This window comes from Pseudomonas sp. GW821-FHT07F01 (genome assembly GCF_059418825.1).
This window is the reverse complement of the sequence record NZ_JBWKQO010000001.1, coordinates 422,791-447,148: the sequence shown is the minus strand read 5'-3', so window position 1 is coordinate 447,148 and position 24,358 is coordinate 422,791. Positions and strand designations below refer to the sequence as shown.

Genomic DNA, 24,358 nt, shown 5'->3' with positions numbered 1-24,358 from the left:
CGGCAGCACTGGAAAAACCTGAAAAAAACTCGCTCCCGAGGGATAAACTGCGCGCTTTTCCGGTCCATCCCCCGGTCTGCTACGCCTTTCCCAGCGCCACAAGGAGTCCTGCGCGCATGTCCCAGTCGAATTCGAACCACTCCCCGCAAGAGCAATGGCAGCAAGCCGTGCTGACCTATGCCCGCGACATCAATCGCTATGTCGAGACCGGCAACCGCGACGGCTGGAAGGGCTTGAAGGAACCGCACTTGCCCGATACCGAGCACCTGCTGCCAGACTGGCAGGCGGCCCTGGAAGCGAGCAACCAGGAGCCCTACGACGCAGCCCGGCGCCAGGCATTCCGCCAGGACTGGCCGCCGGCGCACTTCCCATTGTCGCCACGCCTGGAAAGCCAGGGACGGATGATTCCGACCCTGGCCCTGTTGCCGGACGGCAGCCTGCTGGCGCGCATCGGCGCACCTTACGAGGCTGGCGAGGTGGTGCATATCGACGACGCAAGGATCCAGACCCTGGAGCAGGTGGAAGGCTTCGGCATGTGCCCCCAGCGGCGCTATTTCGCTTGGGCCCGGGCTGACGGCATCCAGCTCACCGACGGCTGGAACGGGCCAGAGGTGGCAAGTTTTGCCTGGCCCGATCCCCACGCGAACCTGCCGGCGGGGGTGGCGCTTGAAGACACCGGGCGCCCTCGCCCCAGCAGCCTGATTCCCTTCCCCGACGGGCGCCGGGTACTGCTGGTGAGTTCCGACGGCATCTTCGTCCTGCAGGCCGAGGGCGCCACGCGCCTGCTGCCGAGCCTGGAAGACCTGCAGCAAGAACTGGCCGACGGCGTCGCCCCCGAGGACCTGGGCATCGGCCTGAGCATGGAGCATGGCGCGGTGTCGCCCGATGGCCAGTGGATCGCCGTGGGCGAGCAAAGCAGCTCGCACCTGGTGTTCGATGCAAGGTTGCAACGGGTAGCGCAGATCGGCCCCGCCAGCGAGTACCCGCATTTCGCCCATTTCAACCAGCGCGGCGATCGCCTGCTGCTCAACGCCTGCCACTTCTATGGCGGCGCCAGCGTGGGAGTGGCGGTGGCCGACCTGCCAGGGCTGAGCACCGACTTCTACAGTGACGATGCGCGCACCCCGGTGCTGCAGGAAGGCGCCCGGGTGTATGCCGCGGCATCACGGGGCGACGAATTCATCATCGGCGACGCCTACGGCTATCTGCGGGCCTTCAGCGAAAACGGCGAGGAACGCTGGCAGCACTATATCGGCTCGACCCTCACCGCCATGGACATCAGCCCCGATGGCAAGACCCTGGTGGCCGCCACCTATGCCGGGATCATCGTCAAGCTTGACCTGGACGCCGGACGCCCGGATTGGCAGATCGGCACCGGCGAGCACCTTGAAGTGCAGCGCTGGCTGTTCTGGAAAGACTTCGCCAAGCCGCTGCTGTGGTGACCGGGGGTTAAACCGGCGGGCGCGAGAAACTCACTTGCAGTTGCAGGTGATCCGGATCGTCGATCGCCCGCAGGTACTCCTCCACGCTGACCTCGCCGGCACTGGACCGGGCCCCCGGGGCCGGCACGTGGCCGGCGAGCAGCTTGTGCACCACCGCCACCGCCGCGCAGCTGGGAATCTCCGGCCCGTGGTCATGGGTTGCGGTGAGCTGCACGCTCATCGACAGTGGCTGGCCGTCCTGGCCCAGGCCGTACACGTCGATGTACAGGGCACTGAGCCCATCTCCGAAACCTTCGAACCAGGTGCCGCAGCGATGCAGGCGCGCCGCCCAGGGCGCCGGGTCGCGCACCAGGCCGAGCTTCACCGCCTGGGCCAGCAGCGCATTGGCCAACCCGGCGATCTTCAGCCCGGCGCCGGCCTGGAAGCTCAGGGTGTGGGCACCGTAGCGCTCGGCGAACAGATCCAGGTCCGGCACATCGACATTGGCCACCAGCCGCGTGCCCAGCCTGGGCAGCTTGCGCAGGGTCAGGCCCTGCCAGCCGATCACCGGATGCGGCCGGCCGTCCTTGAGTTGCAGGATGGGTTTGCCGGCATAGGCCAGCACGCCCTGGATGGTGGACAGGCCGGGCATCTTCGCCGAGGAGGAAATGCCGTGCTCGATGCGCTCGATGCGGGAAAAACGCTCACGGTGTTCATCGATCATCGCCGCCGACAGGGTCGGTACCGAGCTGCAGCCGCTGAGCAGCGTCACCCCGGCGGCCCGGGCGGCCTCATCCAGCGTGCCAATGCCGCGCACGAACTGGCGACAGTCGGCCAGGTCGCAGTAGTTGACCCCGGCCTCGATGCAGCCCCGGGCCACCGCGTAGGACTGGCCCTGGAACGGCCCGCCGGTATGGATCACCCAGTGCACCTTAAGGGCCTTGAGCGCCGGCACCCATTGCGGCCCCATGGCATCGCCGCACCAGCCTTCGCAGGGCTGCCCGCCTTCAGCCTGCAAGGCCTGAACCTTGGCCGCGAGCTTGTGCGGGTCGCGCCCCGAAATCAGCAGATGCACCCCAGGGGTATGGATCAGATAGCGGCAGACGATGCTGCCGAAATTGCCATAACCACCCACCACCAACACCCTGAGCGCCATTGCCTGCATCCTTGAACTAAGCCGTTGCGCAGCGTGAACGCTGCCATTCGAGGCGCGGCAGCTTGGTGGATTTGCCAGCGCTCGACAAGCCCCCGCCCACCTTCGACATGCCCCCGAAACGCCCCTGGCAAGTGCTTGTAATATTCAGTTAGAAAAAAAATGCCAATGCCGGTCCGGCATAATGCTATGCAAAATCCTCATCATCTACGGCCCTGGAGCGTGATAGCCTCGTCCTGCTATGTCGGCCTCGCATAATAAACCCGTCGGTTCGCGCAACCGAACGGGATAAAGACGCCTTGCTACCCACCTTGTTTCATCTTCATCTGCCCAACTAACGTTTCGCTGTGAGCCGCTCTTTCCCCGGCTCGCCAAGGGAACTGATTGCAAAATTTGACTCGACCTCAAGGTCGATCTCTCGATCCTATCTCGGAGCTGTTATGTCCAGGCTTTCCCATCAAGATTTGCGCCGCGGTTTCCGTGAACTGATCGCTTCCAACTCCTGCTACCACACCGCTTCCGTATTCGACCCGATGTCTGCCCGTATCGCCGCCGACCTGGGTTTCGAAGTGGGCATCCTCGGCGGCTCGGTGGCCTCGCTGCAAGTGCTGGCGGCCCCCGACTTCGCCCTGATCACCCTCAGTGAATTCGCCGAACAGGCCACCCGCATCGGCCGCGTGGCGCAGTTGCCGGTCATCGCCGACGCCGACCACGGCTATGGCAACGCGCTGAACGTGATGCGCACCGTGGTCGAACTGGAACGCGCCGGCATTGCCGCGCTGACCATCGAAGACACCCTGCTGCCGGCCCAGTTCGGGCGCAAATCCACCGACCTCATCTCGGTGGCCGAAGGCGTCGGCAAGATCCGCGCCGCCCTGGAAGCCCGGGTTGATCCGGAACTGGCGATCATCGCCCGGACCAACGCCGGCATCCTTCCGGTGCAGGAAATCATCAGCCGTACCCAGCAGTACGAGCGTGCCGGCGCCGACGCCATCTGCATGGTGGGCATCCGTGATTTCGAACAGCTGGAACAGATCTCCGAGCACCTGAGCGTGCCGCTGATGCTGGTGACCTACGGCAACCCGGCGCTACGGGACGATGCGCGCCTGGCCGAGCTGGGCGTGAAGATCGCCGTGGACGGTCATGCCGCCTACTTCGCCGCGATCAAGGCCACCTACGACTGCCTGCGCGAGCAGCGGCAGATCTTCACCCAGGCGTCGGACCTGAGCGCCACCGAACTGGCCCACACCTACACCCAGCCCGAGGAGTACATCGTCTGGGCCAAGGAGTTCATGAGCGTCAAGGAGTAACACCGGCGATTGGCCGGGGTGAGGCGCCACGCCTCAACCCTGGGCCGATTTCAGCGCGCCTTCCACGCAGTCGAGGATCTGCCCGATGGTCCAGGGCTTGCGGATGAAGGACACCGGATAACGCACCCCGGAACTCTCGGGGGTCTCGAAACCCGACATGACCACGATCGGCAACTGCGGCCAGCGCTCGCCGCACAAATTGCTCAGGCTCGCGCCATTGAGGGTGCCGGGCATGGTGATATCGGTCAGCAGCAGGGCCACGTCCGCGGCCTGTTCCTGCAGGAATTCCCAGGCCCGATCCGCGCTGTCCATCGCCTGGGTGGCAAACCCTTCGTCCTGCAGGATCTCGCAGAGAAACTCCAGCACCGTCGGCTCATCCTCCACCACCAGGATCAAACGGGATTGGGCGCCGGGATTGACTGGCGTGGCTGGGTTCATGAGGGTGACACTCCCTGACGGATTGAGGCGGCTACACACAGGACCGCTGACAAGAGTTATGAGCGGCGCCTTGACGATAAATTCATTTACGCTGCAAGGCCGGCGCGTTTTTAGTACCGGTCCGATCCGCACGCGGAAGCGGGCGCCCCGTTCTTTCACCCACGGCAGGAACATCTTCAACCATGCAGTTCGATCCCAAGCGCCTGGCCCAGGCCCGGCATGTGGTGGTATTCAGCGGTGCCGGGGTCTCGGCGGAAAGCGGCATCCCGACCTTTCGTGACGCCCTGACCGGCCTGTGGGAACACTTCGACCCGGCGCGCCTGGCCACCGTGCAAGCCTTTCGCGAAGACCCGGCGCTGGTCTGGGGCTGGTATGAATGGCGACGCCAGAAAGTGCTCCAGGCCCAGCCCAATCCAGCCCATCTGGCCCTGGCCGAACTGGCCCGGCGGGTGCCGCGCCTGACCCTGATCACCCAGAACGTCGACGACCTGCACGAACGCGCCGGCAGCCCCTCGGTGCTGCACTTGCACGGCAGCCTGCACACCCCCAAGTGCTTTGCCTGCAACCGCCCGTTCAAGGGCCAACTGCCCTTGCCGAACTTGCCGGAACAGGGCGCCAGCCTGGAGCCGCCGCGCTGCACCGGTTGCAACGGCAAGATCCGCCCCGGGGTGGTGTGGTTCGGCGAACCCCTGCCCCAGGCGACCCTCAAGGCCGCCTTCAACGCCGCCGAAGCATGCGACCTGCTGCTGTCGGTGGGCACCTCCGGGCTGGTCCAGCCGGCGGCGCGAATTCCCCAACTGGCGCTGCAGCACGGCGCCTGCGTGGTGCATATCAACCCCCAGCCCCAGGCTTGCACCGGCGCCGAGGAATACAGCCTGGAGGGCAAGGCCGGGCAGTTGCTGCCGGAACTATTGCGCCAGGCCTTTGCCTGATTCCCTGGTGGCTCAAGCCGGGCCGCCGCTTCTGTTCAAGGACGCTTTCACATGCCGCAATCCCCCGACTCTTCATGGCTCGAAGCCGCCTGGGCGCAACGTGAAGAACAGATCTACCCGGCGCTGTTCGGCGCACTGGGCCCGGGCATCTATCCCCTGGACATGGCGCTGTTCAGCCAGGTCTTTGGCCAGCACGACGTCGATCCGCGCTGGCTCACCCACGGGGTCTTCGAGTCACCGCCCAATGCCGGTCGCAGCAGTTGGCTGTACGTCACTTCGGGTCTGTCCAATGCCTGGGAAGATGCCCGGCCCGATGCCGATGGCGAATCCGGCATGGGCCACGAACTGCTGCTGGAAACCCGCGAACAATCACCCTGGGCCCTGCGCCTGTTACGCAATTTCTGCGCCTACCAATTGCTGCTGGCCGCCGGCCGTTTTGGCGAGCAGCCGCCGTTGGGCGAATGGGACCGCATGCGTACCGGCGAGCCGATCAATGGCGGCGACAGCCTGTTGCAGGCACTGCTGTTCATCCCCGCGCCGGGTTTTGCCGGCCCCCGGCAATTGCTGAGCGGGCGCTTCGGATTTCTGCAGATCATCGGCCTGACCCTGGCCGAACACGCCTGGGGCCAGTCCGAGGGCTACCCGGCCCTGATGGAGCGCCTTGCCCTGGCCGGGGCAGCGCCGGTGCTGGACCCGACCCGAGCCAGCCTGTGCTGAAGGCCGGTGAAAAATCCGCCACGACCAGGGCGGATCGTCATTTTTCCCGCCACGGCGGGCCCGCATGAGGTAGATTCAAGCAGCGAACAATCTCGCGACGACGTTTGCTTTCTTGCCCTGCCGCTGGAAACCAAGCCCCGTACCGGTGGCTCTGTTCACTGCCCCGCTATTTTTTCGCCACTGGCCGCGCATGGTGCGGTGGCGACGCTTTCAGGAAATGGATGAATGCCGCAAAGACAAGTGATCAATGCTTCGGTGAGCCCGAAAGGCAGCCTGGAGACCCTCTCGCAACGTGAAGTGCAACAGCTCAGCGCCGCCGGTTCCGGCAGCATCTATACCCTGTTCCGCCAGTGCGCCCTGGCGATTCTCAACACCGGCGCCCACGTCGACAACGCCAAGACCATCCTCGACGCCTACCACGATTTCGAAGTGCGCATTCACCAGCAGGATCGCGGCGTGCGCCTGGAACTGCTGAACGCGCCGGCCGATGCCTTCGTTGATGGCGAGATGATCGCCAGCACCCGGGAAATGCTCTTCAGCGCCCTGCGCGACATCGTCTACACCGAGAACGAACTGGACAGCCAGCGCATTGACCTGGACAGCTCCCAGGGCATCACCGACTACGTCTTCCACCTGCTGCGCAACGCCCGCACCCTGCGCCCCGGCGTGGAGCCCAAGATGGTGGTGTGCTGGGGCGGCCACTCGATCAATACCGAGGAATACAAATACACCAAGAAGGTCGGCCACGAGCTGGGCCTGCGCAAGCTGGACATCTGCACCGGCTGCGGCCCGGGCGTGATGAAGGGCCCGATGAAGGGCGCCACCATCGCCCACGCCAAACAGCGCATGAGCGGCGGCCGCTACCTGGGCCTGACCGAGCCGGGGATCATCGCCGCCGAGGCGCCGAACCCCATCGTCAACGAGCTGGTGATCCTGCCGGACATCGAGAAGCGCCTGGAAGCCTTCGTCCGCGTCGGCCACGGCATCATCATCTTCCCCGGCGGCGCCGGCACCGCGGAGGAGTTCCTCTACCTGCTGGGCATCCTGATGCACCCGGACAACCGCGACCTGCCCTTCCCGGTGATCCTCACCGGCCCCAAGAGCGCGGCGCCCTACCTGGAGCAGCTCAACGCCTTCGTCCTGGCAACCCTGGGCGAAGCGGCGCGCCAGCACTACCAGATCATCATCGACAACCCGCCGGAAGTGGCGCGGCAGATGACCGAGGGGCTCAAGACCGTCAAGCAGTTCCGCCGCGAACGCAACGACGCCTTCCACTTCAACTGGCTGCTGAAGATCGACGAGAGCCTGCAACGTCCCTTCGATCCGACCCACGAGAACATGGCCAACCTGCAACTGAGCCATGCCCTGGCGCCCCACGAACTGGCGGCCAACCTGCGTCGTGCGTTCTCCGGCATCGTCGCCGGCAACGTCAAGGACCAGGGCATTCGCCTGATCGAGCAGAAAGGCCCGTACAGCATCCACGGCGACCCGGCGATCATGCAGCCCCTGGACCAGTTGCTCAAAGCCTTCGTCGAGCAGCACCGCATGAAGCTGCCCGGCGGCGCCGCCTACGTACCGTGCTACCGCGTGGTCAACTGAGCCCTGCCCTGCCGCCTTGAACAACGCCGCGTTCCCTGCCTGGGAACGCGGCTTTTTTTTGCCCGGCATCCACCCGCAGCGCAAGCGCCTCTGTGCAGCGGCCTTGCGTCCTTGAGCAGCACAAAGAGGCCTGCTGGCCACTCTGACTTTCCCACCTGAGCGACATCGCCTTCCTGCCCTTCCGCCAGCCCCTCCTGAAGGTGCCCCCGTAGCTAAAAGCACCTTCTGCTCCCCAGCACCAATGAGCCTGCCTGGTCCTCCTGGCGGTTTGACAGCTCCCCAGGCAGTATGAAATAGTTTTTCAAATTAATGGAACTTGATTCCATTTTTATCATAATTCAAAAAAGGCCCTGTCATTGTGAGCGACGTTCCCGCTGCAACCCTCCCGCCCCTGGATTGTGATTTGCTGGTGATCGGCTCCGGCGCCGCCGGCCTGGCCTGTGCGGTGACCGCCGCGTGGCATGGCCTGAAGGTGATAGTTGTGGAAAAGGATTCCACTTTCGGCGGTGCCAGCGCCTGGTCCGGCGGCTGGATGTGGGTGCCGGGCAATCCCCTGGCACGCCGCGCCGGCATCCATGAAAACCCGCAGCAACCGCGCACCTACCTCAAGCATGAGCTGGGGGAGCGCTACGATGCCGCACGCATCGACGCCTTTCTGGATAACGGGCCGCAGATGGTGGCCTTCTTCGAACAGCACACGGCCCTGCAATTCGTCGACGGCAATGGCATCCCGGATATCCACGGCCAGGTGCCCGGGGCCGGGATCGAGGGCCATCAGGTGATCGCCGCGCCGTATGACGCCCGGGCCATCGGCCCACTGCTCAAACGGCTGCGCAAGACCCTGCGGGAAACCTCGTTCCTGGGCATGCCGATCATGGCCGGGGCCGACCTGGGGGCCTTTCTCAGCATGACCCGTTCCTTCAGGTCGCTGCTGCATGTGGCCGGGCGCTTTGCCCGCCACCTGCGGGACCTGGCGCTACACGGCCGGGCCATGCACCTGGTCAACGGCGTGGCGCTGATCGGCCGGCTGGGCAAGTCCGCCGAGGACCTGGGGGTCAACCTGCTGGAGTCCACCCCGGCCCGCTCGCTGCTGCGCGATAGCCAGGGGGTGCAGGGCGCCCTGGTGGACACGCCTGAGGGGCCGCGGGAAATCCGCGCCCGACGTGGAGTGCTGCTGGCCGCCGGCGGCTTCGCCAATGACCTGCCCCGCCGCCAGGCGTTGTTTCCCCGCGCCCCGGGGCCGGACGAGCACCTGGCCCTGCCGCCGCGCAGTTGCTGCGGCGACGGCATCCGCCTCGGCGAACAGGCCGGTGCCGTGCTGGCCACGGACCTTGCCAGCCCGGTGGCCTGGGCCCCCGTCTCTCGGGTGCGGCATGCCGACGGCAGCATCGGCCACTTTCCCCACATCATCGACCGGGCCAAACCCGGGCTGATCGGCGTGCTGGCCAACGGCAAGCGTTTCGTCAACGAGGCGGACGGCTACTACGACTACACCGCGGCCATGCTGGAGGCGGTTCCCGCGGGCGAGGAAGTGGCGTCCTGGCTGATCTGCGACCACCGCTTCCAGCGCCGTTACGGCCTGGGTTATGCCCGGCCCTTCCCCCTGCCGGTGGGGCCGCTGGTGCGCAGCGGCTACCTGGTACGGGCCGACTCCATCCAGGCCCTGGCCAGCCAGTGCGGCATCGACCCCCAGGGCCTTGCGGCCACGGTGCAGGCATTCAACCAGCATGCCCGCAACGGCCAGGACCCCGAGTTCGGCCGCGGCTCGACGCCCTACAATCGCAAGCAGGGCGACGCCCTGTATCCCGGGCCCAACCCCTGCGTGGCGCCCATCGAACAGGGGCCGTTCTATGCGGTGAAAGTGCTGCCCGGCAGCTTCGGCACCTTTGCCGGGCTCAAGACCAATGCCCAGGCCCAGGTGCTGGATTCGCACGGCACGGCGATCCCCGGGCTGTATGCCGCAGGCACCGACATGGCCAGCGTGATGGGCGGCTTTTATCCCTCCGGCGGTATCAACCTGGGGCCGGCCATGACCTTCGGCTACATCGCCGGGCGCCATGCGGCCGGGGTCAGTGACTACGAAGTGCCGCTGGATCCTGGTGCCGAGGCCACCCGAGGCTGAGCCGCCAGGACGGATTCAGGGGCCCCGGCCATCGCCGGCGTCCTCATTGATCAGCGGCGCCTGCAGCTGGCGTTCGAGCTGCTGGCCGAGGTAATACACCCCGGCCATGACCCCATGCTCGGGGTCATGCAACTGCCTGGCCCAGGCCTGATCGAAGGCCGCGCCCAGGTCCCGTCGGGTCTGGGCCTGCAGGTCTTCCCGGTCATGGTCCTGGACCAGCGCCCGGACCCCGGCCACTCCCACCGAAATCAGCGCGCCGGCCACCCGCCCCACCGCCGCCGCCACCGCACCGGCCACACTGCGGCTGGCGAACTGGGCCTGGAGCTTGTCACTGGTCACCTGCGCCACCTGGGACACCCCCGGGGCCGGCGCTCCCTGTTCGCCGGTCGGGGCGCCATGGATCTGCTGCAGCAAAGGCCCATAGGCGGGCAAGCGGGCAATGGGCTCGGCCCGTATCAACTGGTTCAAGGAGGCGCGCTGCTCGGGGGCCGGCCCCAGGTCGATGGCCAGCACCTGGTCCAGATGGAGTTCCAGTTGCGGTGCCGGCAGTGGGTAACGGCTGCGGATCTGCGCCAGTTGCTGGCGCAGCAACTGCACATAGAACTCCATGGCCTCGCCGGTGATCGCATCGGCATCGACTTCCAGCGCCACCGGTGCCAGCACCCGTTCCTGGTACTGCTCCTGCAAGTAGGCCGCCAGGCGCCGGGAAGCTTGCCCGGCGTCGCCTTTATCGTTCAGGGAATACCAGCCGACCTTGAGCGACAGCCATTCCTGGGTCCAGTAGCCGCTGAACCAGGGAATGAAGTTTTCCTCGGTCTGCTGGTAGACCCGGGTCCGCCAGTGCTCCATGGAGCCCTGGGCATAGACCTCGGCCTGTTCAGTGGCGCTGCGGGAGGCTTCCAGCAGTTCATGGTTGACCTGGCGCCAGGTGGCCGGGCTGACCGGCATCGCGGCCACCGGCTCAGGGACCCGATGGGCGCAGCCGGCGAGCACCAGCATCAGCACCAGGACCCCGTGGCGGCAGCAGAGCATCGTTGGCCGCAAGGCATGTACCTCCCGCAAAGGCCGCGCCAGGCTCGACAGGTCGCCCTGGCGTTCCAGCAGTATAGGTAGCGCAAAGGCGGGCCCGATCGATTGCGAGCCGGGCTTTTTTCCTGCACCACGAAGAAACACTGCCACCGCCTACCGGCCCTCGGTATATTGCGCCCCGGCGCCTGCGCCACGGATCTGCCCCCTACAAGGAACCCCCATGCTCTACCGTATTGCCGCCGACAGCCTGGTGCTGTTTCACCTGTCCTTTATCGTCTTCGTGCTGCTGGGCGGCCTGCTGGTGCTGCGCCACCCGCGGCTGATGCTGCTGCACCTGCCCGCCGCAGCCTGGGGCGTGGCAGTGGAAGTGCTGCACCTGGAGTGCCCGCTGACCCGCTGGGAAAACCTGCTGCGCCACGCCGCCGGCCAGGACGGCTACGGCGCCGGCTTCATCGAGCATTACCTGATCCCGCTGATCTACCCCGCCGGGCTGACCCCGGGCATTCAGCTGTGGCTGGGCAGCCTGGTGCTGCTGATCAACCTCTGGGTCTACGGCTACCTGGCCCGACGCTGGCTGCGCAAGCGCCACGCCTGAGCCTGCCGCCAGCCGGAACGGCGCACCGTTCCGGCCTTGCCTCCTCTGTTCGCCCCTCTATGAAACAGCCGAGACAGCAGCGCCGGCGCCTGAGGCGGGTGTTTCGCTATATACTTTTGTATATTGCGATTTCACACCCCCGAGATTTGCCCATGCACTGCCCCTCATCCACCCCGTTTTGCCTGCCCTCGCAGGCGCTTGAGGCCGACTCGGCAGCGCCCCGGGTGCCAGCGCCAGCCCGCCAGGAACGCCGCTCGCGCCTGCGGCATCGGCAACTGATCCTCGATGCCGCCCGCAACGAGTTCGCCGCCAAGGGCTTCAGTGCCTGCCAGACCCTGGATATCGCGCTGCGCGCCGGGGTGCCCAAGGCCAACCTGTACTACTACTTCCACACCAAGGAAAACCTCTACGCCGAAGTCCTGCAGCCCCTGCTGGAACCCTTGCACCAGGCGTCGCGGCTGCTGCGCCCGGAGGCCGATCCGGCGCAGGCGTTGCAGGCCTACATCGAGGCGCGGATGCAGATCGTCGAGGATTTCCCCCTGCGTTCGAAGATTCTCTGCAGCGAGTTGCTGCACGGCGCGCAGCAGTTGCCAGAGGCCTGGCGTGAAAGCCTGGAGGCGCAGAACCGCAGTGAAATCGCTTGCCTGCGCAATTGGGCCGAACGTGGCCTGATCCGCGCCATTGCCCCGGAGCACCTGCTGCTGTTCATAGGAGCGGCGACCCAGACCTACCCCACCCTGGGCTGGCAGATCGCCCTGATGAGCGGCGTAGCCCAGCCCTCCAGCAGGGACTTCCAGAGCGTCGCGGCCACCCTGACCCGCATGGTGCTGGCCGGGGCACTGCCGGCGCTGGCGAGCGCCCAGGGGCTGCCGGCCCGGGCCCTGGCGATCTAACCCGGTTCGAGTTCGCCCAGGCGTTCGCAGGCCAGGGTCAGGGCCTGCCAGGTCGGCTCGTCAGCGGGAATCAGGTGTTCGATGCGCAGCGACGCCACGGTAATGTCCTGGGGCATGCCAAAGGTGGTGAAGGTGGACAGAAAACGCAGCTCGCCCCCGGGCCCGCGCACCCGGGTCAGCAGCAACGGCTCGGCCGGGTTCGGGGTCGCCGGCGACTCTCCGGGGAAGGGCAGGCCGGCCAGCAGCGCCGCCAAGCCGGGGTCGCCCATGGCCTCCCGGGAGGCCCGCTGCCAGGCCACCTGGCGCACCTCCTCGGCATTGATCAGGCAGTCACCGAAACCACCGGGCTCCAGCAGGGCCGTCAACAGGTTGAAGCCCCGTTCCATGGCGTGTTGCGACAACCCCAGCAGTTGGAACAACGCCGCGGTAGCCTGATTGGCCGCCAGCACTTGCCAGCCACTGTCGATGACGATCGCTGGCGCCGGGTTGTTGGCCTTGAGCAGGTGCATCAGCGCTGCGCGCACCGGCGCCAGGCCGGGGTCGGCCAGGGGCAAGGCGGCGTAGCGCGGCGCATAGCCCGCGGCGAGGAACACCCGGTTGCGCTGGGGCAAGGGGGTGTCCAGGGTGGTCAGCAGCGCATCCAGCAAGGCCGGGCTGGGCTGGGCGCGACCGGTCTCGACGCAGCTCAGATGGCGCTGGGAAATCCCCGCCTGCAACGCCAGGTCCAACTGGCTCAAGCGCGCCTGGCGCCGTAACTGGCGCAACTGTGCGCCCACCGGCAAGGGCCCGGCGCGGGGAGCTTCAAGGGTGCAGGGCATGGCGGCGCGACCGCTGTCGGGCACAGGCATCCCGGCTCAGCCCACACGCTTGCAGAAGATCAGCTCGGGGTCCTGCTCGTCGAGGTTCTCGATCACCCCACTGGGCTGGAAACCGGCCTTGGCAATCAGGCCCCGGGCCGACAGGTTCGACTGGTTGGTGGAGATGAACAGCCGGGGCGTGCGACAGGCCTGCTCGGCGGCGCCGAGCAAGCGCCGGGCCACGCCCTGGCGTTGCTGCCCCGGAGCCACCACCACCAGGGACACGAAGCCATGGTCGAAGAAGTCATGGTTCAGCAGCAGGTAGCCGGCGACCCGGCCGGCCGCCACCTCCACCCAACCCTGGCCACGGCCCACCGCCACGCGTACGGCATCGCCCCGGCTGGCGTGGGCCTGGGCATAGGTGTCGCACTCGAGCATGGCCGGCACATCATCGGGCCCGGCCACGCGGATCACCCGGCCTGCGCCGGGAGCCTGCTGGTTGGAAGTCATCGCTGTTCAATCCTTGAAAGTGAAAGTCGCACCGCCCCAGCTGACAGCCTGAAGCGCCCCGCTGTCTATGACCTGGGGGGTCATTGAGTGACAACAGGCTTGCCACTTAGCCTGTTCATTCCCGCTTGTTCAAGGATTTTCACCGTGAAAAACACACTCTGGCGACTCTGCATCGGGCTGTTCGCCGGCCATGAGCTGGATGCCGTGGCGCAGCGTGAATGGCGCCTGCTGTATGGCCTGCGCAACCTCGACCCCATGCTCGGGCAGCACCTGTTCATTGCCCTGCACGTCCCCCTGTGTGCCGGGCTGGTCCAGCTGTGCGGCCATCGGCGCCGTCGCGTGCGCGAGCTTGCCCGCCAGTGGCTGGCGGCGCTCGCCCTGGTGCATGCCGGGTTGCATCAACGCCTGCGCGACGACCCGCTGTACCTGTTCGACTCCCTGCTGTCGCAAAGCCTGATCTTTGGCTGTGGCGCAGCCGGCCTGCTGTATCTGCTGCTGGGCCTGGCCACCCGCAACCGCCGCGCCGTACACCCTGCCCATCCCTGATCGAGGACTGCGCCATGCGCCACCCTTACCCCGCCCTGCTGGCTCTACTGGGCTTCAGTGCCTACACCCTGTACTGCCTGTTCCAGGCCGAACAGTCGCTGCTGCAATTCGGCCTGCAACTGCTGTCGCGCCCGGACACCGCACAAGTGGTGATCGACCTGTACCTGATGGCGCTGCTGGCAGCTGCGTGGATGCTGGGAGACGCCCGCGCCCGTGGGCGCTCCTGGCGTTCGGTGCTGCCCTATCTGCTGCTGACGGCGGTCTTCGTCTCCATCGGGCCCTTGCTGTACCTGGTGGTTCGCGACCTGCGCCCGCCCCGGCAGCCACTGGCCGGCGGCGCTTGAGCGCGGGCCTCAGATCAGGCGCTGGATCTCCTTGTGGCGCCACACCAGCTTGAAGTAGCAGACCTGCAGCACCAGCATGGTCAGGTAGGCCACCGGGAACGCCATCCACACCCCTTGCAGGCCGAAATGTGCGTCCAGCACATAGGCCGCCGGCACCTGCACCCCGAGGATGCAGAAGATCGAGATCGCCACCGGCACCAGCACCGTGCCGCTGGCGCGCATGATGCCGCCGACCACCGCCTGGAAACCGAACACCAGGATGCTCCAGAGCATGATGTGCAGCAGGTGCTGGGCCTGCACCAGGGCTGCCGGGTCGATGATGAACAGGCCCAGCAGCCAGTGGGAAATCAGGTAGCCGAGCAGCACCAGGGCGCCGGTGAGGCACAGGTTGATCGCAAGCCCGGTACGCAGGATCGGGGTGATGCGCTCCAGGCGCCCGGCGCCGATGGCCTGGGCGCCGAGGATCGAAGCGGTGATAGCGATCGACAGCGCCGGGAACTGCACGTAGTTGACGATCTGGGTCACCGCGCCATAGGCCGCCGTGGCCTGGGAACCGTGGCGGTTGACCAGGGCCAGGATCACCAGCTCGGAGAGCGAGATGACCACCATCTGCACCCCGGTGGGCAGGCCGATGCGCAGCACCTTGCCGAGTATCGCCCGGTTCAGCCGCAGCGCCGCTAACAGCGCCCGGTCCGGGGCCAGGGGGTGGTCGCGGCCACTCAGGCGCCAGACCAGAAACCCCATGGCCAGGATATTTCCCGCCAGCCCGGCGAAGGCCGCACTCTGGATACCCATGGGCGGCAGGCCCAGCCAGCCACGGATCAACGCCGGGGTCAGCAGCAGCCCCGCCAGGGTCGAGACCATCAAGGCCAGCAGGGGCGACAGGGTATCGCTGACACCCCGCAGCAACTGGGTGTAGAGCACGAACACCAGCAGCAGCGGCATGATCAGCATCATCACCCGGGCATAGCCCACTGCGTCGTCCAGTACATCCGCCGGTGTGCCCAGGCCCTGCAGGGCCGGGCGGGCGAACAGCATGCCCAGCACCGCCCCCAGCAGGCCGATCAAGGCCCCCAGCATCAGGGTACTGCCGGCCACCGACTTCACCGCATCCAGCTCCCGGGCACCCCAGGCCTGGCCGATCAGCACCGAGGCACCGGCCCCCAGGCCGATCACCAGGGCAATGAAGAAGAACACGATGGGGAACATCCCCGACACCGCCGCCAACGCCTGGGTGCCCAGCAACTGGCCAATGTAGATACCGTTGAGGGTGCCGGAAAACGACTGCAGGAAATTCGACAGCACCATGGGCAGCAGGAAGACCAGGTACACCTGCCAGAGGGGGCGCTGAGGGGAAATGGACATGAAACAGGCAACCTCGGATCAAGAGGACGAAGGGCCGCGAAGAAGCCCCGTGGCACGGGGCTCGCGTCGGACCTGAAACATGCAGCAACCCAGGCCGCGCACGGCGTTCCAACAGTGCGGCCCGGGGTTTATATCAGTGGTTGACGTCGACCACCACCCGCCCGCGAACCTTGCCTTCAAGCAACTCGTGGGCGACGGTCAGGGCCTCTTCCAGGCCCACTTCGCGGGTGATCCGCTGCAGGTGCTGCTGGTCCACCTCGGCGGCCAGGCGTTCCCAGGCATGCACCCGCTCGTGATAGGGACGGGTCACGCTGTTGATCCCCAAGAGGCTCACCCCACGCAGGATGAAGGGCGCCACCGAGGCCGGGAAATCCATGCCCTGGGCCAACCCGCAGGCGGCCACCAGGCCATCGGCGGCGGTGCCGGCACAGACGTTGGCCAGCGTATGGCTGCCCACCGAGTCGATGGCCGCCGCCCAGCGTTCCTTGGCCAGCGGACGCCCCGGCTGGGACAGCTCGGCGCGCTCGATGATGCGGCTGGCGCCCAGCGCCTTGAGGTAGTCGGCCTCCTCCGGACGCCCGGTGGCGGCGATCACCGAGTAGCCCAGGCGCGACAGCAGGCTAATGGCAAAACTGCCGACCCCGCCGCTGGCACCGGTGACCAGCACCTCGCCGTGTTCGGGGGTCAGGCCGCTGCGCTCCAGGGCGATCAGGCAGAGCATGGCGGTGTAGCCGGCGGTGCCGATGGCCATGGCCTGGCGCGCGCTGAAGGCTTCAGGCAGGTGGATCAGCCAGTCGCCCTGCAACCGGGCCTTCTGCGCCAGCCCGCCCCAGTGGCTCTCGCCCACGCCCCAGCCATTGAGCAGCACCTGCTCACCCGGGCGAAAGCGCGGATGGCTGCTGGCTTCGACGGTGCCTGCCAAGTCGATACCGGGGACCATGGGAAACTGCCGCACCACCGGGCTCTTGCCGGTGATTGCCAGGCCGTCCTTGTAGTTCAGGGTGCTGTAGGCCACCCGGACCGTGACATCGCCCTCAGGCAGTTGCGCCTCCTCCAGCTCGCGCAGATGGGCGCGATAACCTGCAGTGTCTTTGTCGATCACAATGGCCTTGAACATCATGGACTCCTGTTGGCAAGGGAGGCTGCAGCGCTGGCTGCAACGGCGTAGAGCGCGAACGCGCCATCCTACGCAAGCCTCTGCAAGGCGTCCATGAGCCTCCCCCCTCCCCACCCGCGACGCTCGAAACAGCCCACTGCCCACGCCGGCGTCGCGTATCGCAGTACAGCCCAGCGCGCCCGGCCTGCCGGAACCGGGGCGTGGAGTAGCCCGGGCGTGGCAGAACCTGGCCCCAGAGCGCTACCATGCGGCGGCATCTGCCCCCTGACCGAACGGATTTCCGACCTTGTCCCATCTCCTGGAAAAAGCCGCCGCGCGCGGCGACCTTGCTGCTCTCGAGCGCCTGCTGGATGCGGGTGCGGACCTTGAATGGCAGCACAAGGGCACCGGCCGCACGGCCTTGCTGGCCGCCACTATCGCCGGGCACCGGCCGGCCGTGGCGCTGCTGCTGGCGCACGGCGCGAATGTCCAGCAGCCGTGCAAGGCCCTGGGCTACAGCCCCCTGGCCTGGGCCGCCAGCCACGGCGACACTGCCCTGGCCGAGTTGCTGATCGCCCATGGCGCAGCGCTCGAACAGGCCAGCCCCGAACTGCAACGCACCGCCCTGATGAACGCTGCCCAGGCTGGCCACGAGGCAATGGTGGCCTTGCTGCTCGAGGCCGGCGCCAACCCCTCGCCCGTGGATTTCCAGCAACGCAACGCCTGGTCCCTGGCCGAAGAAAATGGCCATGCCCAGGTCATGCAACAGCTGGAGCAGGCCAGTACCGGGGCACCGCCAGCACCTGCACCGGCCCCTTCCCTGCCCTGGCCGCCGCTGGTGCCTGGTACTGACAGCAGCGCAGATCCGGTCACCCAGGTGCGGGCCTATACCCTGGCTTTGTACTCTTGGGAACAGCGCGGCAACGCCCTGGGCCACGACGCGCTCGACGCCGCCTTCTGGGCCGAACCGCAACAGTTGCTCGAACGTTTTTGTACCCTGCGACCGCGGGCCTATCCGCGAGCCTCCTATGGTTACCCCACGACCCACGCCGAGGCCGACGAGCTACTGGGCTGCCAGTTGCTCAAGCCCGCCCAGGCCGAAGTGCTGGTGCGCGACCCGGCGTCCCGGGCCCTTTGCTACGAGCATCGCTTCGTGGTCAAGCGGGTTGCCGGCCAATGGCGCATCGACAGCGTCAAGCGCCGCCTGGCCGGCACCCAGAAATGGGCAAACGCCATTCTCTAGCGGGGGCAAGGGGCAAGAGCGAACGGGCGCAGCCTGCTCGACGTGCGGCACGGTTCGAGCTCGTCGCCCTTGGCGTGCAGTCGCCCGCCATCACCACCGCTGTCCAGATCCGCGTTGAAACACGTGCCGACAAGCCCCTGGCCCGACAGCAGGCGGCCGCCAGCCAGCAGCAATTGCTGGTTGGCGGGCGGGCTGCTGCCCGTGGTTAAATGCCGCCCCGAAAAAATGACCGGCCCCGCTGATGACCCCTCTCGCCCTCGCCACCCTCAACCAGCACCTGTTGACCGCCCTGGCCGCCGCGCCCGGCGAAACCCGGCGCCTGTTCCATGGCCGCGGCCGCTGCTGGCCGGGGCTGGAACAGCTGACCGTGGACTGGCTGCAGGGGGTAGTGCTGGTGTCCTTGTTCAAGGAACCCGAAGCCGGGCAACTCGAAGCCCTGCAGCAGTTGCTGGCGGACCTGGGCTCGACCCCGCAATGGGTGGTCAGCGGCGCCCGCAGCCTGATGCTGCAACACCGCTACCTGCCCGACAGCCGTGGCGAGTGGCTGCTGGGCGAGGCCATCGACAGTTGCACCATCACCGAGGAAGGCCTGCGCTACCAGGTGGACCTGGGCAGCAAGCAGAACAACGGGCTGTTCCTCGACATGCGCTACGGGCGCAACTGGGTGCGGGCCAATGCCCGGGGCAAGAATGTCCTGAACCTGTTTGCCTATACCTGCGGCTTCTCGGTGGCGGCGATTGCCGGCGGTGCCGAGCGGGTGGTCAACCTCGACATGTCCCGGGCGGCCTTGAGCCGCGGCCGCGACAACCACCGGCTCAACGGCCACGACACCAGCCGGGTGAGCTTCCTCGGCCATGACCTGTTCAAGTCCTGGAGCAAGGTCAAGCAGGGCGGGCCCTATGACCTGGTGATCATCGACCCGCCGTCGTTCCAGAAAGGCAGCTTTGTCCTCGGCAAGGACTATGCGCGGGTGCTGCGGCGCCTGCCGGAGTTGCTCACGGCCGATGGTTGCGTACTGGCGTGCATGAATGATCCGGCGTTTAGCGTGGATTTTCTTCTGGAGGGGATGGCCGAAGCCGCGCCGGGGTTGCGCTTTGAACAGCGGCTGGAGAACCCGCCGGAGTTTCCGGATGCGGATCCGCAGTGCGGGCTCAAGGCACTGGTATTTCGGCATGGGGCATAGGCCTTGATCCTGGCTGGGTGGCCGTTGCTGCAGCAACGGGCATCCAGCCAGGCCCTTACAACTCCATCCGATACTCGATCACCCCCGGCTTGTGCGCCACCCAGTCATACAACCGTTGCGCCCGCTTGTTGCTCTCCTGGGTATGCCAGTACAAACGAGCGCACTGGTGTTGCCGGGCAAAGGCCTGCACCCACTCGATCAACAGTTTCCCCGCCCCGCTGCCGCGAATCGACGGGGCCACGTACAGGTCTTCCAGATAGCAGAAGTCGCCGACGGCCCAGGTCGAACGGTGCAACACCAGGTTGACGAAGCCGATGACTTCATCGCCCTGCACCGCCACCGCCGAATACATCGGTTCCCGCGAATCGAGGAAACGCTCGAACGTGCGGCGGCTGACCTCTTCGCTCAGCGTCACCTGATAGAAATCCTGATAGGCCAGCCACAGCGGCAGCCATTGCTGGTAATCCCCAGGCTGAATCGCCCGTACCGTCACCGCAGGTTGTTGATCGCTCATTACGCGCTCCTCTTGATCATCCACACCGGGATCAGCCCCGGTTATTGAAGAGTGCGCAGGTTAGTGCGTGAGTGGCGGATTTTATCAGGCCAATTCTGCCATCTGTAACAGACCACTTTTCCCAACCCCTCACAGCCCGGGCTGCTGATGGGTCACGCAGTGAATGCCGCCGCCCCCTGCGGCGATAGCGTCGATATCCAGCTGGATCACCTGCCGCCCGGGATACAGGCTGGCCAGCAGGCTATGGGCCTTGGCGTCGGCCTGCCGGTCACCGAACTGCGGTGAGATCACCGCCCCATTGATCACGAAATAGTTGATGTAGCCGGCGGCGAACTCCGGGTTGCCCCGGCTGAAGCGGTTCTGCCGGGGATTCATCGGCGGCGACAGGGTATGCACCTGCAGCTTGCGACCATCGGCATCACTGGCGGCTCGCAGGATCTCCAGGTGCTCGAGGGTTACCGAGTGATCATAGGAGTCGGGATCGTTGTCGAGGTTGGCCACCACCACCCCCGGCCTGACGAAACGCGCATAGAAGTCGACATGGGCATCGGTGATGTCCCGGCCCTTGATCCCCGGTAGCCAGATGATCTTGCGCAGGCCGAGGCAAGCCTTGAGTTCCTCTTCGACCTCGGCCTGGCTCCAGCCCGGGTTGCGGTTGCCGTTGATCCAGCTGCTTTGGGTCATGATCCCGGTGCCGTGGCCGTCCACCTCGATGCCGCCGCCCTCGCCCACCAGTTCGCTGCGCAGATAACGGGCGCCTGCAGCGTCGGCCATCTGCCGCGCCAGCCGGGCGTCCCTGGCGTGGCGCTGTTTGTTGCCCCAGCCATTGAAGTTGAAGTCCACCGCGCCCAATCCGCCTTCTCCATCGACGACAAAGTTAGCACCGATGTCGCGCATCCAGATGTCGTCCAGTTCGGTGCTGACAAAAGTGATGTTGTGCGAGCCGCACAACTGCTCGACCAGGCCGCGCTCCTCTGCCCGGCAGAACAGGGTCAGGGGTTGATAGGCGGCAATTGCCCGGGCGATCCGCCCCTGGGCCTGTTGCACGTCGCCGGTAAAGTCTTCCCAGATGGCCTCCTGGGCACCAAAGGCCATGAAGGCCCGCTGCTGGTGGTCGCCTTCATCGGGCAGGTACCAGTGGCCCTGCTCCCCGGCCCGGGCACTGCGCGGCCCCAGGCCGAGGGCCGGCATGGCGGCGACAGCGGCCAGCAACGAGGCCTGTTTGATCAGTTGACGTCGGGTGGGCATTGGACGGTTCTCTTGTCGAAGGTATTGCATGAAAAGGTTCGGGGGGGCGGCGCGGGCCCTCGCCGACACGCCGGTTCCTACCCGGGAGTGTAGGAGCCGGTTTGCCGGCGAACCGTATGGCGCCCGGTCAGTGGCGGGCAGCGGTGGCCGTCTTGAACTGGGTCCAGGTGCGCATTCGAGCCCGCATATCGGCCTGGGGAATGTCGCGGCCGGGAATCAAGCGTTCGAAGGTGGCGGCATCCGGGTAGATATCCGGGTTGTTGCCCATCTGCGGGTCGACACTTGGCCGCGCCCGGGCATTGGCCGTGGGGTAGCCGGTGAAGTTGCTGATGGCCGCCATGTTCTCTGGTCGGGTCACGAAGTTGATGAAGGCATAGGCATATTCCGGGTGCCGCGCATCCTTGGGGATCGCCATGGTGTCCATCCACACCGTGGTGCCTTCCCGGGGAATGCGGTACTGGAACTCGACCGCTTTGCCTGCGGCGTCGGCGGCGCGCTGGGCCTGGGTCATGTCGCCGCTGTAGCCCAGGGACAGGCACAGGTTGCCATTGACCAGGTCGGTCACCGGCTGCGACTGGAACTTGCGGATATAGGGCCGCAGCTTGCCCAGCAGCTCGCCGGCGGCCCGCAGATCCTCGGGCCGGGCGCTGCGCGGGTCGCGCCCCAGGTAGTGGAGCGCCACCGCCAGCACCTCATCCGGCGAGTCGATCAGGGAAATTCCGCAATCGGCGAAGCGCGCCGCCAGCTCCGGCTTGAACAACAGGTCCAGGCTGTTGACCGGGGCGTCGGGCAGGCGCTCGGCAATCTGCCGGGCGTTATAGGTCAGGCCGATGGTGCCCCAGGTGTAGGGCACCGTGGCCTGGCGGGCCCCGGGGTACTGGGCGCGCAGCTTCTGCAGGCCGGGCTCGATGTCGTCCTGGCCGATCAGCCGGGCCGGATCCAGGGTCTGCAGGCTGCCGGCGCGCATCAGGCGCTCGGCCACGGTGTCACCGGGAAAGATCAGGTCGTAGCCGCTGCCGCCGGTCATCAGCTTGGCTTCCAGCACTTCGCTGCCCTCCATCACGTCGTAGATCACCCTGATCCCGGTTTCGGCGGTGAAACGCGCCAGGGTATCGGCGGCGAAGTAGTCGGCCCAGTTGTACAGGCGCAGGGTCTTGTCCTCGGGTTCGGCCTGGGCCTGGAGCACTACCAGGGTCAGGGCCAGCATGCCCGCGCAGCGGCGTTTCCAGCGTTTGCCTGTGGTCTGCATGTCATGCCTCCCGGGGGTTCCAGCGTGGGTGAAGGTGTTGGCCGTCCAGGCTCAGCAGCGGCCCGTACATCTCCGGGCGACGGTCGCGGAAGATGCCCCAGGTGCGACGCTCCTCGGCCATGGCGGCCAGGTCCAGGCGCTGCAGCAAGACCCCTGTGCTGTCACGATCGGCCTCGGCCAGCAGCCGGCCCTTGTGGTCGCAGATGAACGATGAGCCGTAGAAATCCATGTGCAACGCCGGGTCACCGGTAGCCACTTCACGGCCGACCCGGTTGGCCGCCACTACCGGCAGCAGGTTGGCCGCCGCGTGCCCGCGCATGGTCATCTGCCAGTGATCCCGGGAATCCAGCCCGGCGCTGCCCGGTTCGCTGCCGATGGCGGTGGGAAACAGCAAGACCTCGGCGCCTTGCAGCGCCAGGCAGCGGGCGGTCTCGGGGAACCACTGGTCCCAGCAGATGCCGATGCCCAGGCGGCCGAAAGCGCTGTCCCAGACCTTGAAACCGGTATCGCCGGGGCTGAAGTACTCCTTCTCCTGATAACCCACGGCGTTGGGAATGTGGGTCTTGCGGTACACCCCCAGCAAGCGGCCGTCGGCATCGGCGACGCTCAGGGAATTGAAATAGGCCGTACCGGCCCTTTCGAACCAGCTCAGGGGCAGCACCACACCCAGCTCCCGGGCCAGGGCGGCGAAACGCTGGAGCACCCGGCTCGCGGGGTACTCCTCGGCCAGGGCCAGGTGCCGGTGCTGCTGTTCGATGCAGAAGTACGGGGTGGCGAACAGCTCTTGCAGGAGGATCACCTGGGCGCCCCGGGCTGCCGCTTCGCGCACCAGCTGTTCGGCGCGCTCGAGGTTGCCCGGCAGGTCCCAGGTGCAGGGCATCTGGGTGGTCGCGACGGTCAATGGGTTCATGCCTGGGCCCTCGTTGGCCATTGGGGTTGCTGCTGGGTGATGCAATGCACGCCACCGCCGCCGTGGGCCAGATGGTTGATCCGCACCGGCACCACCTGCCGGTCGGGGAAGGCCCGGGCCAGCACCTGGGCCGCTTGCTGGTCGGCGGCGATGCCGTAGGCCGGCATGATCACCGCGCCATTGGCCAGGTAGAAGTTGGTGTAGGAGGCGCAGAACACCTCGGCCCGGTGGTCCACCGCGGCGCTGGCCTCGAACAGCTCGATCAGCTCGAAGGCGCGCCCGCGGGCATCCCGCGCCAGCTCCAGGGCACGACGGTTCTCGCGCACCACTTCGGCGTACACCGAGCCCCGGTCATGGGTGGCATCCACCAGCAGCACCCCGGGGCGGGCAAAGGCGCAGATCCCGTCGACATGGCCGTCGGTCATGTCCCCGGTCACGTGGTCCGGGTCCCCCGGCAGCCAGATGATCTTCTGCACACCCAGTAGGCGCTGGAAGATCGCCTCGACCTCGGCCTTGCCCAGGCCCGGATTGCGGTTGGGGTTGAGCAGCACCGATTCGGTGGTGATCAGGGTGCCTTCGCCGTCCACATGGATGGCCCCGCCTTCGTTGGCCAGGGGCGTGCCGAAGCAAGGCAGCCCCAACTGGTCCAGCAGGCGCCGGGCCAGGCTGCGGTCCAGGCTGTGCTCGGACTTGTCGCCCCAGGCGTTGAAGCGCCAGCTGACCCCGGCCAGCCCCTGCTGCGGATGGCAGATGAAACTCGGGCCGGAATCCCGGCACCAGCTGTCGTCCACCGCCTGGGGGACCAGCTCGACATTGGCGCCACACAGGCGTCGGGCACTGTCCAGGGCAGAGGGGTCGACCACCAGTTTCACCGGTTCGAAACCGGCGATGGCATTGGCCACCCGGGCGAAGTCTGCCTGCACCTCGGCCAGGGTCACGCCCCATACCGATTCCCACACCCCCCGGTTGTGGGGCCAGACCATCCAGGTCGCCGCGTGGGGCGCCCACTCGGCGGGCATCCGCCAGCCACTGTCCTGCCTGTCATTGCCTTGCATGGGCCCTGCACCTCTCAAGTAAGGTTTTGTTATCAATCAACCAACAAGGTTGAAACACAGCGCCCATGCTATGGCTTTGAAAAACCGCC

The 24,358-nt window shown here is 66.7% G+C and carries 24 protein-coding genes; 12 read left to right on the top strand and 12 right to left on the bottom strand.

Going from position 1 to position 24,358, the window contains the following annotated elements; translation table 11 throughout:
- The first annotated feature begins 116 nt into the window (after positions 1–116).
- On the top strand, positions 117–1,442 hold the full coding sequence (locus AC07R1_RS02085) for a YncE family protein (protein WP_103408011.1): 1,326 nt from the start codon (positions 117–119) through the stop codon (positions 1,440–1,442).
- Between the two features lie 7 nt (positions 1,443–1,449).
- On the opposite strand, the gene AC07R1_RS02080 is transcribed toward AC07R1_RS02085, so the two are convergent.
- Positions 1,450–2,577, bottom strand: coding sequence for a saccharopine dehydrogenase family protein (locus AC07R1_RS02080; RefSeq protein ID WP_495110043.1), 1,128 nt, complete (start codon positions 2,575–2,577; stop codon positions 1,450–1,452).
- Positions 2,578–3,014: 437 nt separating this feature from the next.
- On the opposite strand from AC07R1_RS02080, the gene AC07R1_RS02075 reads away from it, so the two are divergent.
- Positions 3,015–3,884 carry an isocitrate lyase/PEP mutase family protein gene (locus tag AC07R1_RS02075; RefSeq protein WP_011060752.1) on the top strand — a complete coding sequence of 290 codons (870 nt, stop codon included), beginning with the start codon at positions 3,015–3,017 and terminating at the stop codon, positions 3,882–3,884.
- Positions 3,885–3,917: 33 nt separating this feature from the next.
- Here the strand turns inward: AC07R1_RS02075 and AC07R1_RS02070 are convergent, their stop codons facing one another.
- Complete coding sequence (locus AC07R1_RS02070; protein ID WP_011060751.1) at positions 3,918–4,322, bottom strand: response regulator; 405 nt, start codon at positions 4,320–4,322, stop codon at positions 3,918–3,920.
- Positions 4,323–4,504: 182 nt separating this feature from the next.
- Between AC07R1_RS02070 and AC07R1_RS02065 the strand changes: the two genes are divergently transcribed.
- From AC07R1_RS02065 to AC07R1_RS02050, 4 genes are all read left to right on the top strand, one after another.
- Positions 4,505–5,254, top strand: a complete 750-nt coding sequence (locus AC07R1_RS02065; RefSeq protein ID WP_072452334.1) for an SIR2 family NAD-dependent protein deacylase — start codon at positions 4,505–4,507, stop codon at positions 5,252–5,254.
- A gap of 51 nt (positions 5,255–5,305) precedes the next feature.
- Positions 5,306–5,971, top strand: coding sequence for a suppressor of fused domain protein (locus AC07R1_RS02060; RefSeq protein ID WP_077933892.1), 666 nt, complete (start codon positions 5,306–5,308; stop codon positions 5,969–5,971).
- Positions 5,972–6,196: 225 nt separating this feature from the next.
- Positions 6,197–7,570 (top strand): nucleotide 5'-monophosphate nucleosidase PpnN, encoded by a 1,374-nt coding sequence (gene ppnN, locus AC07R1_RS02055; RefSeq protein ID WP_011060748.1) that lies wholly within the window; start codon positions 6,197–6,199, stop codon positions 7,568–7,570.
- 358 nt (positions 7,571–7,928) lie between these two features.
- Entirely contained in the window at positions 7,929–9,692 is a 1,764-nt protein-coding gene (locus AC07R1_RS02050; protein WP_065363751.1) for an FAD-dependent oxidoreductase, read from the top strand.
- Between the two features lie 15 nt (positions 9,693–9,707).
- Here AC07R1_RS02050 and AC07R1_RS02045 read toward each other — a convergent pair whose 3' ends face one another.
- Complete coding sequence (locus AC07R1_RS02045; RefSeq protein ID WP_401334481.1) at positions 9,708–10,736, bottom strand: hypothetical protein; 1,029 nt, start codon at positions 10,734–10,736, stop codon at positions 9,708–9,710.
- A gap of 205 nt (positions 10,737–10,941) precedes the next feature.
- Between AC07R1_RS02045 and AC07R1_RS02040 the strand changes: the two genes are divergently transcribed.
- Both AC07R1_RS02040 and AC07R1_RS02035 read left to right on the top strand, forming a co-directional pair.
- Positions 10,942–11,316 (top strand): DUF2784 domain-containing protein, encoded by a 375-nt coding sequence (locus tag AC07R1_RS02040; RefSeq protein WP_342403605.1) that lies wholly within the window; start codon positions 10,942–10,944, stop codon positions 11,314–11,316.
- A 152-nt stretch (positions 11,317–11,468) separates the two neighbouring features.
- Positions 11,469–12,209 carry a TetR/AcrR family transcriptional regulator gene (locus AC07R1_RS02035; RefSeq protein WP_258718406.1) on the top strand — a complete coding sequence of 247 codons (741 nt, stop codon included), beginning with the start codon at positions 11,469–11,471 and terminating at the stop codon, positions 12,207–12,209.
- On the opposite strand, the gene AC07R1_RS02030 is transcribed toward AC07R1_RS02035, so the two are convergent.
- Together AC07R1_RS02030 and AC07R1_RS02025 are read right to left on the bottom strand one after the other, a co-directional pair.
- Positions 12,206–13,027, bottom strand: coding sequence for a helix-turn-helix domain-containing protein (locus tag AC07R1_RS02030; RefSeq protein WP_495110279.1), 822 nt, complete (start codon positions 13,025–13,027; stop codon positions 12,206–12,208). The genes AC07R1_RS02035 and AC07R1_RS02030 overlap by 4 nt on opposite strands.
- Positions 13,028–13,063: 36 nt before the next feature.
- Positions 13,064–13,516, bottom strand: coding sequence for a GNAT family N-acetyltransferase (locus tag AC07R1_RS02025; RefSeq protein WP_495110042.1), 453 nt, complete (start codon positions 13,514–13,516; stop codon positions 13,064–13,066).
- Positions 13,517–13,660: 144 nt separating this feature from the next.
- Here AC07R1_RS02025 and AC07R1_RS02020 point away from each other — a divergent pair, with 144 nt between their 5' ends.
- Together AC07R1_RS02020 and AC07R1_RS02015 are read left to right on the top strand one after the other, a co-directional pair.
- Positions 13,661–14,062, top strand: a complete 402-nt coding sequence (locus tag AC07R1_RS02020) for a DUF6713 family protein (protein WP_410919032.1) — start codon at positions 13,661–13,663, stop codon at positions 14,060–14,062.
- A 14-nt stretch (positions 14,063–14,076) separates the two neighbouring features.
- On the top strand, positions 14,077–14,406 hold the full coding sequence (locus AC07R1_RS02015) for a DUF2834 domain-containing protein (protein ID WP_011060740.1): 330 nt from the start codon (positions 14,077–14,079) through the stop codon (positions 14,404–14,406).
- A gap of 9 nt (positions 14,407–14,415) precedes the next feature.
- On the opposite strand, the gene AC07R1_RS02010 is transcribed toward AC07R1_RS02015, so the two are convergent.
- Together AC07R1_RS02010 and acuI are read right to left on the bottom strand one after the other, a co-directional pair.
- A complete protein-coding gene (locus AC07R1_RS02010) occupies positions 14,416–15,771 on the bottom strand; it encodes an MATE family efflux transporter (RefSeq protein ID WP_210482260.1) in 1,356 nt (451 codons plus the stop codon).
- 133 nt (positions 15,772–15,904) lie between these two features.
- Positions 15,905–16,888 (bottom strand): acrylyl-CoA reductase (NADPH), encoded by a 984-nt coding sequence (gene acuI, locus AC07R1_RS02005; protein WP_011060738.1) that lies wholly within the window; start codon positions 16,886–16,888, stop codon positions 15,905–15,907.
- Positions 16,889–17,174: 286 nt separating this feature from the next.
- On the opposite strand from acuI, the gene AC07R1_RS02000 reads away from it, so the two are divergent.
- Positions 17,175–18,110: an ankyrin repeat domain-containing protein gene (locus tag AC07R1_RS02000; RefSeq protein WP_495110041.1), complete on the top strand. Its 936-nt coding sequence runs from the start codon at positions 17,175–17,177 to the stop codon at positions 18,108–18,110.
- A 241-nt stretch (positions 18,111–18,351) separates the two neighbouring features.
- On the top strand, positions 18,352–19,293 hold the full coding sequence (locus tag AC07R1_RS01995) for a class I SAM-dependent methyltransferase (protein ID WP_495110040.1): 942 nt from the start codon (positions 18,352–18,354) through the stop codon (positions 19,291–19,293).
- A gap of 55 nt (positions 19,294–19,348) precedes the next feature.
- Here AC07R1_RS01995 and AC07R1_RS01990 read toward each other — a convergent pair whose 3' ends face one another.
- The 5 genes from AC07R1_RS01990 to AC07R1_RS01970 form a co-directional block, all read right to left on the bottom strand.
- Positions 19,349–19,807 (bottom strand): GNAT family N-acetyltransferase, encoded by a 459-nt coding sequence (locus AC07R1_RS01990; protein ID WP_011060736.1) that lies wholly within the window; start codon positions 19,805–19,807, stop codon positions 19,349–19,351.
- 129 nt (positions 19,808–19,936) lie between these two features.
- Positions 19,937–21,055: an agmatine deiminase family protein gene (locus tag AC07R1_RS01985; RefSeq protein ID WP_262214839.1), complete on the bottom strand. Its 1,119-nt coding sequence runs from the start codon at positions 21,053–21,055 to the stop codon at positions 19,937–19,939.
- 127 nt (positions 21,056–21,182) lie between these two features.
- Positions 21,183–22,262 carry an extracellular solute-binding protein gene (locus tag AC07R1_RS01980; protein WP_401155012.1) on the bottom strand — a complete coding sequence of 360 codons (1,080 nt, stop codon included), beginning with the start codon at positions 22,260–22,262 and terminating at the stop codon, positions 21,183–21,185.
- Between the two features lie 43 nt (positions 22,263–22,305).
- Positions 22,306–23,214, bottom strand: coding sequence for an N-carbamoylputrescine amidase (aguB, locus tag AC07R1_RS01975; protein ID WP_065364710.1), 909 nt, complete (start codon positions 23,212–23,214; stop codon positions 22,306–22,308).
- Positions 23,211–24,269, bottom strand: a complete 1,059-nt coding sequence (locus tag AC07R1_RS01970; protein ID WP_495110039.1) for an agmatine deiminase family protein — start codon at positions 24,267–24,269, stop codon at positions 23,211–23,213. The genes aguB and AC07R1_RS01970 overlap by 4 nt, the downstream gene beginning before the upstream one ends.
- Between the last annotated feature and the right edge of the window lie 89 nt (positions 24,270–24,358).